This is a genomic window from Enterobacter sp. Cy-643, from assembly GCF_011752815.1.
In the GTDB taxonomy this organism is placed as follows: domain Bacteria; phylum Pseudomonadota; class Gammaproteobacteria; order Enterobacterales; family Enterobacteriaceae; genus Cedecea.
The window spans coordinates 22,393-36,793 of record NZ_VWWV01000007.1 but is presented as its reverse complement, the minus strand read 5'-3'; the positions used below and the strand labels follow the sequence as shown (position 1 = coordinate 36,793).

General features: G+C 57.3%; 13 protein-coding genes. 9 read left to right on the top strand and 4 right to left on the bottom strand.

What is annotated here, in order from left to right:
- The first annotated feature begins 1 nt into the window (after window position 1).
- From F3J29_RS19830 to F3J29_RS19790, 9 genes are all read left to right on the top strand, one after another.
- On the top strand, window positions 2-769 hold the full coding sequence (locus tag F3J29_RS19830) for a LysM peptidoglycan-binding domain-containing protein (protein ID WP_166868694.1): 768 nt from the start codon (window positions 2-4) through the stop codon (window positions 767-769).
- Complete coding sequence (locus F3J29_RS19825) at window positions 760-1,203, top strand: lysozyme inhibitor LprI family protein (RefSeq protein WP_166868692.1); 444 nt, start codon at window positions 760-762, stop codon at window positions 1,201-1,203. Before F3J29_RS19830 ends, F3J29_RS19825 begins: the two co-directional genes overlap by 10 nt.
- A 117-nt stretch (window positions 1,204-1,320) precedes the next feature.
- Complete coding sequence (gene miaE, locus F3J29_RS19820) at window positions 1,321-2,082, top strand: tRNA isopentenyl-2-thiomethyl-A-37 hydroxylase MiaE (RefSeq protein WP_166868691.1); 762 nt, start codon at window positions 1,321-1,323, stop codon at window positions 2,080-2,082.
- 11 nt (window positions 2,083-2,093) lie between these two features.
- Window positions 2,094-2,909, top strand: coding sequence for a topoisomerase II (locus tag F3J29_RS19815; RefSeq protein ID WP_166868690.1), 816 nt, complete (start codon window positions 2,094-2,096; stop codon window positions 2,907-2,909).
- A gap of 92 nt (window positions 2,910-3,001) precedes the next feature.
- Complete coding sequence (gene uhpA, locus F3J29_RS19810) at window positions 3,002-3,592, top strand: response regulator transcription factor UhpA (protein WP_166868689.1); 591 nt, start codon at window positions 3,002-3,004, stop codon at window positions 3,590-3,592.
- Window positions 3,592-5,094, top strand: a complete 1,503-nt coding sequence (gene uhpB / locus F3J29_RS19805; RefSeq protein WP_166868688.1) for a signal transduction histidine-protein kinase/phosphatase UhpB — start codon at window positions 3,592-3,594, stop codon at window positions 5,092-5,094. Before uhpA ends, uhpB begins: the two co-directional genes overlap by 1 nt.
- A 9-nt stretch (window positions 5,095-5,103) precedes the next feature.
- Window positions 5,104-6,432: an MFS transporter gene (locus tag F3J29_RS19800; RefSeq protein WP_166868687.1), complete on the top strand. Its 1,329-nt coding sequence runs from the start codon at window positions 5,104-5,106 to the stop codon at window positions 6,430-6,432.
- A 138-nt stretch (window positions 6,433-6,570) separates the two neighbouring features.
- Window positions 6,571-7,962: a hexose-6-phosphate:phosphate antiporter UhpT gene (gene uhpT / locus F3J29_RS19795; RefSeq protein ID WP_166868686.1), complete on the top strand. Its 1,392-nt coding sequence runs from the start codon at window positions 6,571-6,573 to the stop codon at window positions 7,960-7,962.
- 154 nt (window positions 7,963-8,116) lie between these two features.
- Window positions 8,117-8,569 carry a DUF1198 domain-containing protein gene (locus F3J29_RS19790; protein WP_008460785.1) on the top strand — a complete coding sequence of 151 codons (453 nt, stop codon included), beginning with the start codon at window positions 8,117-8,119 and terminating at the stop codon, window positions 8,567-8,569.
- Window positions 8,570-8,590: 21 nt separating this feature from the next.
- Here F3J29_RS19790 and F3J29_RS19785 read toward each other — a convergent pair whose 3' ends face one another.
- The 4 genes from F3J29_RS19785 to pepA form a co-directional block, all read right to left on the bottom strand.
- Entirely contained in the window at window positions 8,591-9,112 is a 522-nt protein-coding gene (locus F3J29_RS19785) for a GNAT family N-acetyltransferase (RefSeq protein ID WP_156107002.1), read from the bottom strand.
- Window positions 9,113-9,220: 108 nt separating this feature from the next.
- The gene (locus tag F3J29_RS19780) at window positions 9,221-12,076 is read right to left on the bottom strand and encodes a valine--tRNA ligase (protein ID WP_166868685.1); all 2,856 of its coding nucleotides are present in this window, start codon (window positions 12,074-12,076) and stop codon (window positions 9,221-9,223) included.
- Between the two features lie 6 nt (window positions 12,077-12,082).
- Window positions 12,083-12,541, bottom strand: a complete 459-nt coding sequence (locus F3J29_RS19775; RefSeq protein WP_166868684.1) for a DNA polymerase III subunit chi — start codon at window positions 12,539-12,541, stop codon at window positions 12,083-12,085.
- A gap of 115 nt (window positions 12,542-12,656) precedes the next feature.
- Complete coding sequence (pepA, locus tag F3J29_RS19770; protein ID WP_008460793.1) at window positions 12,657-14,168, bottom strand: leucyl aminopeptidase; 1,512 nt, start codon at window positions 14,166-14,168, stop codon at window positions 12,657-12,659.
- Window positions 14,169-14,401 lie beyond the last annotated feature (233 nt).

Here is a 14,401-nt window from a genome sequence, read left to right as displayed (position 1 = left end):
TATGACAGCTTCCAGTCTTACTCCCCCCTCGACCCCAGCACAAAAAACGCCCAGAACTGGTTTTGAAAAGTGGCAGGACGATATTAATAAAGCCCCCGGCGATACGCGGTGGAATGCTTGGGATTGTGACATCCAGCGGGTAGTCGATGGATACAATCGCCATCTCTCCTCTACGCCAGGCTACAGGACTTTGGACTGGCATCTGATTAAAGCGATGGTCTGGGTCGAAACGGGAGCCCTGAGCTCAGAATGGCATTTCCGGCCGATGCAAATCGGTGTTCAGGGCGATCCTGGGATGACATCTTTCCTGTCCGGTAAGGAAGGCGGTGAGCTCATCCTGCCTGACGCGTGGAAAAAACAGTTAACCGTCGCCACGATCAGAACCACGCCGTTAAATAACCTGCGTGCGGGCATCGGCTATCTGCTGATGCGTATGGCGCAATTTGAGCACCGAACGATACTCACTGTTGACAGCAAAATTTATGACGTCACCGTGAAACCCGGTGACAGCCTGGCAAAAATAGCGAAAGCCCAGGGAAGCACTCTGGAACTGCTGCAAAAGCTTAATCCACAGGTCAATATTCTCCGTGCTGGTCAGACGCTCAAGTGCCAGAAGGCAAACGTTCGCAGAGTGATTGCCGGATGGCGGAGCATTTCTACCACGACGATCGCTCTTCGCTATAACGGCGGCGGCGATCCTAACTATTCCAGAAAACTCGATTACGCATTATCACTGATTAAAAAAGGGAAGAGCGCTTTATGCAAATGACACTGAAAGCTTGCCTGGTTATCGCCGCTTGTCTGCCGATGCTGGCGCTGGCTGACGATCCTCAGCCAGTTAAGGATGCCACGGCCCTGCGAGAAGCGTGTAGTGAATATGCGGAGGCGGGGATGCGTGACTGTTTGATTAAGCAGTCGAAAGAGAGTGAGCAAGCTTTGGAAAAAGCCAGCAAATCCGCCGCCACCAGAATCGCCGAATGGGATGAAGACCAGCGCTATATCGAGAAAGCTAGCGCAGCGCTCGAGACATCAAATCAACGGTTCATTCTTTACCGCGACGGTCAATGCCAGCTTGCGGCTTCGCTCAGCGGAGGTGCGGCAGGCAATGCGCGTGAAATCAGGCGGCTGTCTTGCATGGCTGAACTCAACTATGGTCGCGCTGAGCAGCTCACCCACGCGGTTTCAGGGCTAGCCGTGAAATAGTGCTTCACGCTCTTTGTTGCCGGGCTTACTGACAAAAGAGTGGGCAGTGATTATGCTGTCCTTTACGAAAAGTAAGCGGTGCAGCGGCGTTCAGCCGCTGCGCATCAGGATATCCTCATGGACTACCAGCAACTCCTCTCCCCGATTACCCAATTCCTGCAGTGCCCGACGCCCGATGCGTGGATTCAAAAGGCACGTCGCCCGGAAAATCTGCCGCTGCTGTTAACCGACCACATGGTATGCGAGCTGAAAGCCGCGCAAACCGCGATGCTGCTGATCCGCAAATACGTTGCCGATAAAGACAGTTCGCAGGCGCTGCTGGCCTGGCTGCAGCCTTATGAAGCTTTTACCTTTCGCGACGGTGAGGAACCTGATTTTCTCTCGCTCCATAAAGGGCTGAGCAAAAGCATCATGCCAAAAACGGAGAACGGCTGGGGGCAGCAGCTTATCGACAGCATGGTGCTGCTGATCAAAGAAGAGCTGCACCATTTTTGGCAGGTGCGGGAAATTATGATTGCCCGTAACATCCCGTACGCCAAAATCACCGCCAGCCGCTACGCTAAGGGTTTACTGAGTGAAACTCGCACTCATGAACCGCTGATGCTGGTCGATAAGCTTATTTGCGGGGCCTACATTGAAGCGCGATCCTGTGAACGATTTGCCGCGCTGGCGCCGCACCTGGATGATGAATTACAGCGTTTTTACCTGTCGCTGTTGCGCTCTGAGGCGCGTCATTATCAGGATTATTTAACCCTGGCGGAGCAGATTGCCGGGGGCGATATCAGTGAGCGCGTGCGTTTCTTTGGCAAGGTCGAGGCAGAGCTTATCCAAAGCCATGACGACGAGTTTCGTTTCCACAGCGGCCTACCCGCAGAGTAGAAGGATGTACCATGAACTGGACCCACGTCATTATTGCAGGCTATGTCGGGGCGGCGATCGCCGCGGTGGTAGCGGTGTTTCGCAAGAAAGGCTGGGTCGGTAAAGCGGGCGCGGTGGCCATTGCGCTGGTTGCCATCATGGCGTGGAACATCTTTGACGTAAAATTCCTCATTCCTCGCGATCGAGCCGGGCAGGAACTGGCCGGGCTGGATGATGCGATGGCCCGGATGCCGGTTTACCAGGTGCTGAAAGAGCAGGAGCCCGCGCTGTGGATGTCCATTCGCCAGCAGGCGGTAGAGATGCACCAGCAGGGGAAAACCGAGCAGGAAGTGATCGACACTATTCAGCCGCAGATCCTCGCCGTGGAGACCAAGCGCCTGCAAAGCGCGACGGACGACAACGTCGTGGCGTTTATGCAGGTGAACATGCAGCAAACGGCAATGGTGCAAAAATCCAGCGATGACGCCTGTTTCCGCTTCCTGTTTCCTGATGTGAAAGGCGGCATCAACTCCACGAAAATACTGCCTAAGGATGTGACGATGCGCCGCATGCAGGTAGATGCGGCGATGATGCGCTCCGCCTACGGCGCGGATAAACATAGCGTAACTGACGCTGAACGCGAGCAGGCCCGAAAAGACATTCAGCCCATCGTGCAGCAATTGACCCGGCGCTACGGCAGCGACCTTCAGCTAATGTCGGATCCGCATAAAGCGGTGGGGAAAGAGGGGCTGGTCTGTAACCAGGTTCAGGAACTGTGGCGCACAGTTCTGCAGCTGCCTCCAGCCCGCGCGGCCGGGATCATTCGCCTGTCGGTTGCGCAGGAATAACCTGTAGTCATAGCCTAAGAATCGCTTAAGGCTTGAACAGCTACGCGCTTATCGCTAAGGTAAGCGCGTTTTTTACCTTCCTGGAAAGCATCATGATCGCTATCGCCCTTATCGACGACCACCTTATCGTCCGCTCTGGCTTTGCCCAACTTCTTGGGCTGGAGGCGGATTTTCAGGTCGTGGCCGAGTTCGGCTCCGGACGCGAGGCGCTGGCCGGGCTGCCGGGGCAGGGCGTGCAGGTGTGTATCTGCGATATTTCAATGCCGGACATTTCCGGGCTGGCGCTGTTAAGCCAGTTACCAAAAGGAATGGCGATCGTCATGCTGTCGGTGCACGACAGCCCCGCGCTGGTGGAGCAGGCGCTAAACGCTGGCGCGCGCGGCTTTTTATCCAAACGCTGCAGCCCCGACGAACTGATTGCCGCCGTGCGCACGGTGGCGACGGGCGGGTGCTACCTGACGCCGGACATTGCCATGAAGCTGGCCGCCGGGCGGCAGGATCCGTTGACGAAGCGCGAGCGACAGGTGGCGGAAAAGCTGGCGCAGGGTATGGCGGTGAAAGAGATTGCCACCGAGCTGGGGCTTTCGCCGAAGACGGTGCACGTGCACCGCGCCAACCTGATGGAAAAGCTCGACGTCAGCAACGATGTGGCGCTGGCGCGACGCCTGTTTGACGGTTGGTAATGCGGTCTTTCTTCTCACGGCTGATTGCCGTTATCGCCAGTTTCTTTATCTTTTCTGCCGGCTGGTTTTGCCTGTGGAGCATCAGCCTGCATCTGGTGGAGCGGCCCGACCTGGCAGTGCTGCTGTTTCCCTTTGGATTACGCCTGGGGCTGATGCTGCAGTGCCCGCGCGGCTACTGGCCGGTTCTGCTGGGCGCGGAATGGCTAATGCTTTTCTGGCTCGCGCAGGAAGTAGCGCTGGCGCATCTGCCGCTGTTAATGCTGGGCGGGGTGCTTACCGTCCTGCCGGTGGCGCTCATTTCCCGCTATCGCCATCAGCGTGACTGGCGGACTTTACTGCGGCAGGGAGCAGCGCTTATCGCGGCCGCTTTGCTGCAGTCGCTGCCGTGGCTGAATCAGGGCAGTGATGCCCTGAATGCGCTGCTGCTGACCCTGACCGGCGGGTTAACGCTGGCACCGACCTGTCTGGTTCTCTGGCACTATCTGACCAGCACCGTGTGGCAGCCTCTTGGCCCGGCGCTGGTTTCCCAGCCGGTTAACTGGCGCGGGCGGCATCTGATTTGGTACTTACTGCTGTTTGCCGTCAGCCTCTGGCTGCAGTTGGGGCTACCCGCCGAACTCTCCCGCTTTACGCCGTTCTGTCTTGCGCTGCCGATTATCGCTCTGGCCTGGCACTACGGCTGGCAGGGGGCGCTGATAGCCACCCTGATGAACGCCATCGCGCTGATCGCCAGCCAGACCTGGCACGACCATCCGGTGGATCTTCTGCTGTCGCTGCTGGCTCAAAGCCTGACCGGGTTGCTGCTGGGCGCGGGGATCCAGCGCTTGCGTGAACTTAACCAGTCCCTGCAAACCGAGCTGGCGCGTAATCGCCGCCTGGCCGAGCGTCTGCTGGAAACCGAAGAGAGCGTGCGGCGGGAAGTGGCGCGCGAACTGCATGACGATATTGGGCAGACCATCACGGCGATCCGCACCCAGGCGGGGATCGTTCAGCGGCTGGCACCGGAAAGTGAGGGCGTTAAGCGCAGCGGGGCGCATATCGAACAGCTTTCGCTGGGCGTTTATGACTCCGTTCGCCGTCTGCTCGGGCGCTTACGCCCGCGCCAGCTGGACGATTTATCGCTTGAGCAGGCAATTCGTTCCCTGATGCGCGAAATGGAGCTGGAAAGTCGCGGTATCGTCGGCCACATCAACTGGCAAATCGATGAACCTCTGCTGAGCGAAGGGCAGCGCGTGACGCTGTTCCGCGTTTGCCAGGAAGGGCTCAATAACATCGTGAAGCACGCCAGCGCCAGCGCGGTAACGTTACAGGGCTGGCAGCAGGGCGAGCGGCTGATGCTGGTCATTGAAGATGACGGCAGCGGTTTGCCGCCGGGTTCCGGGCAGCAGGGGTTTGGGCTTACCGGGATGCGTGAGCGCGTGACGGCGCTGGGCGGTACGTTTGCTATTTCCTGTACTCACGGCACGCGCGTCAGCGTTAGCCTGCCGTTACGTTATGCCTGAGGGGCGAGCATGTTCAGTTTTTTAAAAGTCCCGGCAAGCGTCGCGCCGCTGAGTGACAAAAGTGAGATTGATGCCCGTTACCGCTACTGGCGTCGTCATATCCTGATAACTATCTGGCTCGGCTACGCGCTGTTTTATTTCACCCGCAAAAGCTTCAATGCCGCCGCACCGGAAATCCTCGCCACGGGCGTGATGGCGCGCACCGATATCGGCCTGCTGGCGACGCTGTTTTACATCACCTACGGCCTGTCGAAATTCTTCTCCGGGATTGTCAGCGACTTTTCCAATGCCCGTTACTTTATGGGGATCGGGCTGATAGCTACCGGCATTGTGAATATTCTGTTTGGCTTCTCGACCTCGCTTTGGGCGTTTGCGCTGCTGTGGGCGCTGAACGCCTTTTTCCAGGGCTGGGGATCGCCGGTTTGCGCCCGGCTGCTGACGGCGTGGTATTCCCGCAGCGAGCGCGGCGGCTGGTGGGCCGTCTGGAACACGGCGCACAACGTGGGCGGGGCGTTAATCCCGATAGTCATGGGCGCGGCGGCGCTGCAGTACGGCTGGCGTGTCGGGATGATGATCGCCGGTGGGCTGGCGATTATCGCCGGGTTATTCCTCTGCTGGCGGCTGCGCGACAGACCGCAAACCGTGGGCTTGCCTGCGGTGGGTGACTGGCAGCATGACGCCCTGGAAATCGCCCAACAGCAGGAAGGTGCGGGGCTGACGCGCAAAGAAATCCTCTACAAGTACGTGCTGGTGAATCCATACATCTGGCTGCTCTCGCTGTGCTACGTGCTGGTCTATGTGGTGCGGGCGGCGATCAACGACTGGGGCAATCTTTATATGTCCGAAACGCTCGGCGTCGGACTGGTTACTGCGAACTCCGCGGTGACCATGTTTGAACTGGGCGGATTTATCGGTGCCCTGGTGGCGGGCTGGGGCTCGGACAAGCTGTTCAACGGCAACCGTGGCCCGATGAACCTGATCTTCGCGGCTGGCATTCTGCTTTCCGTGGGTTCGCTATGGCTGATGCCCTTTGCCAGCTATGTGATGCAGGCGGCCTGTTTCTTTACCACTGGTTTCTTTGTGTTTGGGCCGCAGATGCTGATCGGCATGGCGGCGGCAGAATGTTCGCACAAAGAGGCGGCGGGCGCGGCGACGGGATTTGTCGGGCTGTTTGCCTATCTTGGCGCCTCGCTTTCCGGGTGGCCGCTGGCGCGGGTGATCGACATCTGGCACTGGAGCGGTTTTTTTGCCGTGATTGCGATTGCCGCCGGGATATCGGCTTTGCTGCTGCTGCCGTTCTTAAACGCCCAGGCTCCACGCGAGGCCAACGAAGCGTGATACTCCTCACTCTTTTGTGCCATAAAGGGCAAAACTAAGACATTTTCCCGGTTCGGCCTGGATGCTGTCTCAGGCCAGTTTGCTCGCTGATTTTTACAATGCCTGCCATTAAGCAGGTATTCAAATCAGGAGTCATCCATGCTGGCCTTTCTAAACCAGGTGCGTAAGCCCACCCTGGATCTGCCGCTCGAAGTGCGGCGAAAAATGTGGTTCAAACCGTTCATGCAGTCGTATCTGGTGGTGTTTATCGGCTACCTGACGATGTACCTGATCCGCAAAAACTTTAACATCGCCCAGAACGACATGATCTCCACCTACGGGCTAAGCATGACGCAGCTGGGGATGATCGGCCTCGGTTTCTCCATTACCTACGGCGTGGGCAAGACCCTGGTTTCCTATTACGCGGACGGCAAAAACACCAAGCAGTTCCTGCCGTTTATGCTGATCCTTTCCGCCATCTGTATGCTTGGCTTCAGCGCCAGCATGGGCGCAGGCTCGGTTAGCCTGTTCCTGATGATTGCTTTCTACGCTCTGAGCGGTTTCTTCCAGAGCACCGGCGGGTCGTGCAGCTACTCGACCATCACCAAGTGGACGCCACGCCGTAAACGCGGCAGCTACCTGGGCATGTGGAACATCTCCCACAACCTCGGCGGTGCAGGCGCGGCCGGTGTAGCCCTGTTTGGTGCTAACTACCTGTTTAACGGCCACGTTATCGGGATGTTTATCTTCCCGTCCGTTATCGCCCTGATTGTCGGTTTTATTGCCCTGCGCTACGGCAGCGATTCCCCTGAGTCCTACGGTCTCGGCACCGCTGAAGAGCTGTTTGGCGAAGAGGTCAGTGAAGAGGACAAAGAAGCCGAAGACAATTCGATGACCAAATGGCAGATCTTTGTTGAGTACGTGCTGAAAAACAAAGTGATCTGGCTGCTGTGCTTCTCCAACATCTTCCTGTACGTGGTGCGCATCGGCATCGACCAGTGGTCCACCGTGTATGCTTTCCAGGAGCTGAAACTCTCCAAAGAAGTGGCGATTCAGGGCTTCACGCTGTTTGAAGTGGGCGCGCTGGTTGGCACGCTGCTGTGGGGCTGGCTGTCTGACCTCGCCAACGGCCGCCGTGCGCTGGTGGCCTGCGTGGCGCTGGCATTGATCATCGCCACGCTGGGTGTGTACCAGCATGCCAGCAATCAGTATGTGTACCTGGCTTCGCTGTTTGCCCTTGGTTTCCTCGTCTTCGGCCCGCAGTTGCTGATCGGCGTGGCGGCAGTCGGCTTCGTGCCTAAGAAAGCTATCGGCGCGGCCGACGGCATCAAAGGCACCTTCGCTTACCTGATCGGCGACAGCTTCGCCAAGCTGGGCCTGGGGATGATTGCCGACGGGACGCCAATCTTCGGCCTCACGGGCTGGGCAGGCACGTTCGCTGCCCTGGATGCCGCCGCAATCGGCTGTATCGTGCTGATGGCCATTGTCGCCGTGTTTGAAGAGCGCAAAATTCGCCGCGAGAGAAAGATCCAGCAGCTGAAAATCGCTTAAGCTTATCTGGCATAGTTCCAGCCCGGCATACGCCGGGCTTTTTTTTGCCTGCGATTAACGCCAGCGCGAGGCATTACTGGAAAAAGTGATTGCGCTATACTGCCCGGCATTCATTGAAAGCAAACTGTCGTTCAGCTGCCGGGTATTTAACTTCATGATTTGGATTATGTTAGCCACGCTATGCGTGGTGTTTATTGTCGGCTTTCGCGTATTGACGTCGGATTCGCGGCGGGCTATTCGCCGGCTGAGCGAGCGACTGGGGATCGACGTGGTGCCGGTCGAATCGATGATCGATCAAATGGGAAAAGCCCAGGGCGACGCGTTTTTACAGTATTTGCACCGCCCGGATGAGTCCCATTTGCAAAATGCGGCGCAGGTTTTGCTGATTTGGCAGATGGTGATTGTCGACGGCAGCGATCAAAATCTCCAGCAGTGGTACCGGCGGCTGCAAAAGGCCCGGCTTGCCACGCCGATAACCGACGCTCAGGTTCGCCTGGCGCAGGGGTTTTTACGAGAGATGGAGCCGGAGAAGCCGGAGATCACGGCTTTTCAGATGCGCTATAACGGCTACTTCCAGCCTGAGGATGGCGTGCACTGGCTGCACTAATGCCCGCCATTTCACCGAGGATTACAGCGTTTTGAGCATGGTGACTTCGCAATCCACGTGGCCGGTGCAGCCGAGTGGGGCAGGAATATGCTCAAAACCTAAATGTTCGTATAAGCCGACCGCTTCTTTCAGAAACGCGGTGGTTTCCAGGTAACAGCGTTTAAAGCCCTGAGCACGGGCGTGATCCAGCGCCTGCAGCGCCAGTTTCTTGGCTAATCCTTTACCACGAACCACCGGCAGAAAATACATCTTCTGCAGTTCACAAATGTCTGGTTCACTACACGATAACGGCGCCACGCCGCCGCCGCCCACCACTTCGCCGTTGATTTCTACCACCCAGTACGCATGGCCGGGCTGGCTGTAGAGTTGATAAAGTTCGTCAAGATTAGGGTCGGCAACGGTATAGCCTTTATCGGCGGTCAGGCCGTATTCGGCCGACACCTGGCGAATAACCCGGGCGATAGCCGAATTGTCTTCGGCAGCAATCCGGCGCAGCTGGAGCTTCACATCGACCGGGGCGGTGGTGTTCATCATGTGACTCATAGACTTAGGGAAGGATAAAAGCAGTTAATAGCACTTCATTACGGAGGGCGCAAGCTGCATAAAAAACGCCCCACACCGAAGTGCGGGGCGAATTATGCCTGGGGCCGATTACAGCGCGGCGATAACGGCCTGCTGCTCAATCAGCTTCGCTTTGGCGTCGGCAAAGCCTTCAAGACGCTCACGCTCTTTGGCGACAACGTCAGCCGGCGCGCGGGCGACAAAGCCTTCGTTGGACAGTTTGCCTTCGATCTTGCCGATTTCGATTTCGATCTTCGCCACTTCTTTCGCCAGACGCTCGATCTCAGCGGCTTTATCCACCAGACCGGCCATCGGGATCAGCAGTTCTGCGCCGTCGATAATCTTGGTCACGGAAACCGGACCTTTGTCATCGACAGGCAGGATGGTGATGCTTTCCAGGCGAGCCAGGTTCTGCAGGAAGGTGCGGTTTTCGCTCACGCGACGAATCGCTTCTTCGCTGCAGCCGCGCAGCAGTACGTCCAGACGTTTGCTTGGGGCGATGTTCATCTCGGCGCGAATGTTACGTACCGCGGTGATCACGTCCTTCAGCCATTCGGTGTCTGCGAACGCCGCTTCATCAACCTGAGACGCATCGTAGGCCGGGAATGCCTGTAGCATGATGGTGTCTGCGGTAATGCCCTTCAGCACTTTCACGCGCTGCCAGATGGTTTCGGTAATGAATGGAATGATCGGATGCGCCAGGCGCAGCAGACCTTCCAGCACGTTCACCAGCGTATTGCGGGTGCCGCGCAGTTCGGCTTCAGAACCACCGTTCATGACCGGCTTGGTCAGCTCCAGGTACCAGTCACAGAACTGGTTCCAGGTGAACTCGTACAGGATGTTGGCGGCGATATCGAAGCGGTAGCTGTCCAGCGCTTCACGGTATGCTTTCACGGTGCGGTTGAACTCGGCCAGGATCCAGCGATCGGCCAGAGACAGCACCATTTCGCCGCCGTTGAAGCCGCAATCCTGCTCTTCGGTGTTCATCAGCACGAAGCGGCTGGCGTTCCAAAGTTTGTTACAGAAGTTGCGGTAGCCTTCCAGGCGCTTCATGTCCCAGTTGATGTCGCGGCCTGTAGAAGCCAGCGCCGCCAGGGTGAAGCGCAGGGCATCGGTGCCGTGCGGCTCGATGCCGTTCGGGAACTGTTTCTCGGTGCGCTTGCGGATTTTCTCCGCGAGCTGCGGCTGCATCATATTGCCGGTGCGTTTCTCCAGAAGATCTTCCAGAGAGATGCCGTCCACCATGTCCAGCGGATCGATAACGTTGCCTTTGGATTTGGACATCTTCTGGCCTTCGTCATCGCGAATAAGGCCGGTCATGTAGACGGTCTTAAACGGTACCTGCGGCTTGCCGTCTTCATCTTTGATGAAGTGCATGGTCAGCATGATCATGCGGGCAATCCAGAAGAAGATGATGTCGAAGCCGCTGACCATAACGCTGGTCGGGTGGAAGGTGCGCAGCGCTTCGGTGTTTTCCGGCCAGCCCAGGGTGGAGAAGGTCCACAGGCCAGAGGAGAACCAGGTGTCCAGCACGTCTTCGTCCTGGTTCAACGCCACGTCGGCACCCAGGTTGTTTTCGATGCGAACTTCCTCAACGTTCCGGCCAACGTACACGTTGCCTTCCGCGTCGTACCAGGCCGGGATACGGTGGCCCCACCACAGCTGACGGGAAATACACCAGTCCTGAATATCGCGCATCCAGGAGAAGTACATGTTTTCATACTGCTTCGGCACGAACTGGATTTCGCCCTGCTCAACGGCTTCTACCGCCACTTTTGCCAGCGGAGCGGTACGCACGTACCACTGATCGGTCAGCATTGGCTCGATAACCACGCCGCCACGGTCGCCGTAAGGCACGGTCAGATCGTGGGGTTTGATTTCGTCCAGCAGGCCGATTGCATCGAACTTCGCGACCACGGCTTTACGTGCAGCAAAGCGCTCCAGTTTCTGGAATTCGGCCGGGATGTCGGAGGCGTAAACGGTGGACTCTTCGCCGTTGGTATCGAACACTTCTGCCGCTTCGCGGATATCCCCGTCGAAGGTCAGAATGTTGATCATTGGCAGCTGGTGGCGACGGCCAACTTCGTAGTCGTTAAAGTCGTGCGCCGGGGTGATTTTCACGCAGCCGGTGCCTTTTTCCATGTCCGCGTGCTCGTCGCCCACGATAGGAATGCGGCGGTTAACCAGCGGCAGTACCACGAACTTACCAATCAGGTCTTTATAACGCGGATCTTCCGGGTTAACGGCCACGCCGGTATCACCGAGAACGGTTTCCGGGCGGGTGGTGGCGACGATCAGGTAATCTTTCCCGTCTGCAGTTTTAGCGCCATCGGCCAGCGGGTAACGCAGGTGCCACATGGAGCCTTTGGATTCGCGGTTTTCAACTTCGAGGTCGGAAATCGCGGTACGCAGTTTCGGGTCCCAGTTGACCAGGCGCTTGCCGCGGTAAATCAGGTCTTCTTTATACAGGCGGACAAACACTTCTTTCACCGCGTTGGACAGGCCTTCGTCCATGGTGAAGCGCTCGCGCTCCCAGTCTACGGAGTTACCGAGACGACGCATCTGACGGGTAATGGTGCCGCCGGATTCTGCCTTCCACTGCCAGATTTTGTCGATGAACGCATCGCGGCCGTAATCGTGGCGGGTTTTACCTTCTTCGGCGGCGATTTTACGTTCTACAACCATCTGGGTTGCGATACCGGCGTGGTCGGTGCCCGCCTGCCACAGGGTATTTTTGCCCTGCATGCGCTGGTAACGGATCATGGTATCCATGATGGTTTGCTGGAAGGCGTGACCCATATGCAAACTGCCGGTGACGTTCGGCGGTGGGATCATGATGCAGAAGCTTTCCTGGCTGGTGTCGCCATTCGGTTTGAAGTAGCCCTGCTGTTCCCAGTGCTCGTAAAGCGGCTGTTCGATATCTTGCGGGTTATATGTCTTTTCCATTGTCTGCTATGTCGTTCCCGGCGGGGTATAGGTCGCCGTAGTCAAGTGGAAACCGGCAACGCGGTACGCTTTGTAGCGCTCGCGGGCCAGTTGTTTCTGGGATTCTTCGTAAGGTACGAAGTCTATCACTTCCAGGAAAGCGGTGGCAAAATCTGCGAACTGTGGCAGTAGGCTAATCAGCAAATCCCGAGGTGCGCTGCCGCGGCGCTGAGGCCATGCGAGCTCAACCGGCGCGCCGTAGCGCGGGCCTTCACCAGCCAGATTGTGCGGGACGAATGCCTGAGCATCTCGCTGCCACAGAGCTTCGTCGAGGCGAATCGCCTGTTGTTCGTTCTCGCAGGCGATCAGCACCCGCTTGCCTGCACGGAATCCATCCGCAGCCAGCTCGCACACCAGCTGTTCCACGGCACTCAGCCCTTCGGCATGGGTATCGTTATCCAGCAGGTAAAACGTTGCGTTTTTCATGAGACCAGCTTGTTAAGTTGAATGTTGTTGCCCCTCACCCTGACCCTCTCCCCAAAGGGGCGAGGGAACCAAACGGCGTTTTATGCCCGTCCAGGGTGAGGGTAAAGCTCTATGCTTACTCTTCGCCGTTAAATCCGGAACGGTTCAACAGGAACTGAGACAGCAGGGCGACAGGGCGACCGGTTGCGCCTTTTGCCTTGCCTGAGCGCCATGCGGTACCGGCGATGTCCAGGTGAGCCCAGTTGTACTTACGGGTAAAGCGGGAGAGGAAACATGCCGCCGTAATCGCGCCGCCAGGACGGCCGCCAATGTTTGCCATATCGGCAAAGTTGGACTCCAGCTGTTCCTGATACTCGTCACCGAGCGGCAGACGCCATGCGCGGTCACCCGCCTGTTCAGACGCGCTAATAAGCTCGTGCGCCAGCGGATTGTGATTCGACATCAGGCCAGTGATGTGGTGACCGAGGGCAATCACGCAGGCGCCGGTCAGCGTCGCGACGTCGATAACCACTTCTGGCTCGAAGCGCTCAACGTAGGTCAGCACGTCACACAGAACGAGGCGGCCTTCGGCATCGGTGTTCAGCACTTCAACAGTCTGGCCGGACATCGTGGTCAGCACATCCCCCGGACGGTATGCGCGCCCGCCTGGCATGTTTTCGCAGCCGGCAAGTACGCCAATAACGTTCACCGGCAGGTTCAGCTCAGCAACCATGCGCATTACGCCATAAACGGAAGCCGCGCCGCACATGTCATATTTCATCTCATCCATGCCTTCGGCAGGCTTGATGGAGATACCGCCGGAGTCGAAGGTTAAGCCTTTGCCGACCAGCACAATCGGACGAGCATCCGGGGAGGCATTGCCTTTATATTCAATCACTGACATCAGCGATTCGTTCTGAGAGCCTTCACCTACCGCGAGATAGGAGTGCATGCCCAGCTCTTTCATCTGCTGTTCGCCAATCACACGGGTGACCACGTTTTTGCTGAACGAGTCCGCCAGCTGACGAGCCTGAGAGGCCAGGTAAGCGGCATTACAGATGTTTGGCGGCATGTTGCCGAGATCTTTCGCGGCTTTGATACCGGAGGCGATAGCCAGGCCGTGCTGAATGGCGCGCTCACCGCTGGTCAACTCACGACGAGTTGGCACGTTGAACACCATTTTACGCAGCGGGCGGCGCGGTTCGGTTTTGTTGGTTTTCAGCTGATCGAAGCTGTACAGCGTCTCTTTCGCTGTCTCAACCGCCTGGCGCACTTTCCAGTAGGTGTTGCGGCCTTTGACGTGCAGTTCGGTCAGGAAGCAAACGGCTTCCATTGAGCCGGTGTCGTTGAGCGTGTTGATTGTTTTCTGAATCACCTGTTTGTACTGGCGCTCATCAAGCTCGCGCTCTTTGCCGCAGCCAATCAACAGAATGCGTTCAGACAGCACGTTCGGTACGTGGTGAAGCAATAAGGTTTGCCCTGGTTTTCCTTCCAGCTCACCACGGCGCAGAAGCGCGCTGATGTAGCCATCGCTGATTTTATCGAGTTGTTCTGCGATCGGGGACAGGCGACGCGGTTCAAAGACTCCCACAACGATGCAGGCACTACGCTGTTTCTCGGGGCTACCGCTTTTTACACTGAACTCCATGCACTACGCTCCTGAATCTTAAAGACAACGGCGGGGGCTACAGGCTAGAATTGCAAGCTTTCGTAACTCATCTCCGCTGTTGCGATGACTTCGTGTTAATCTTAACGAATGGATTTACGTTTTCTATTGTGTCTGAACATCGTCCCGTAATGCGAGTTAGCCGGGCTATCTAATCTTAGCGATGTTTTCGACGATTAAAGAGAATAAATGACGTATAAGCGATGAAACAAGCG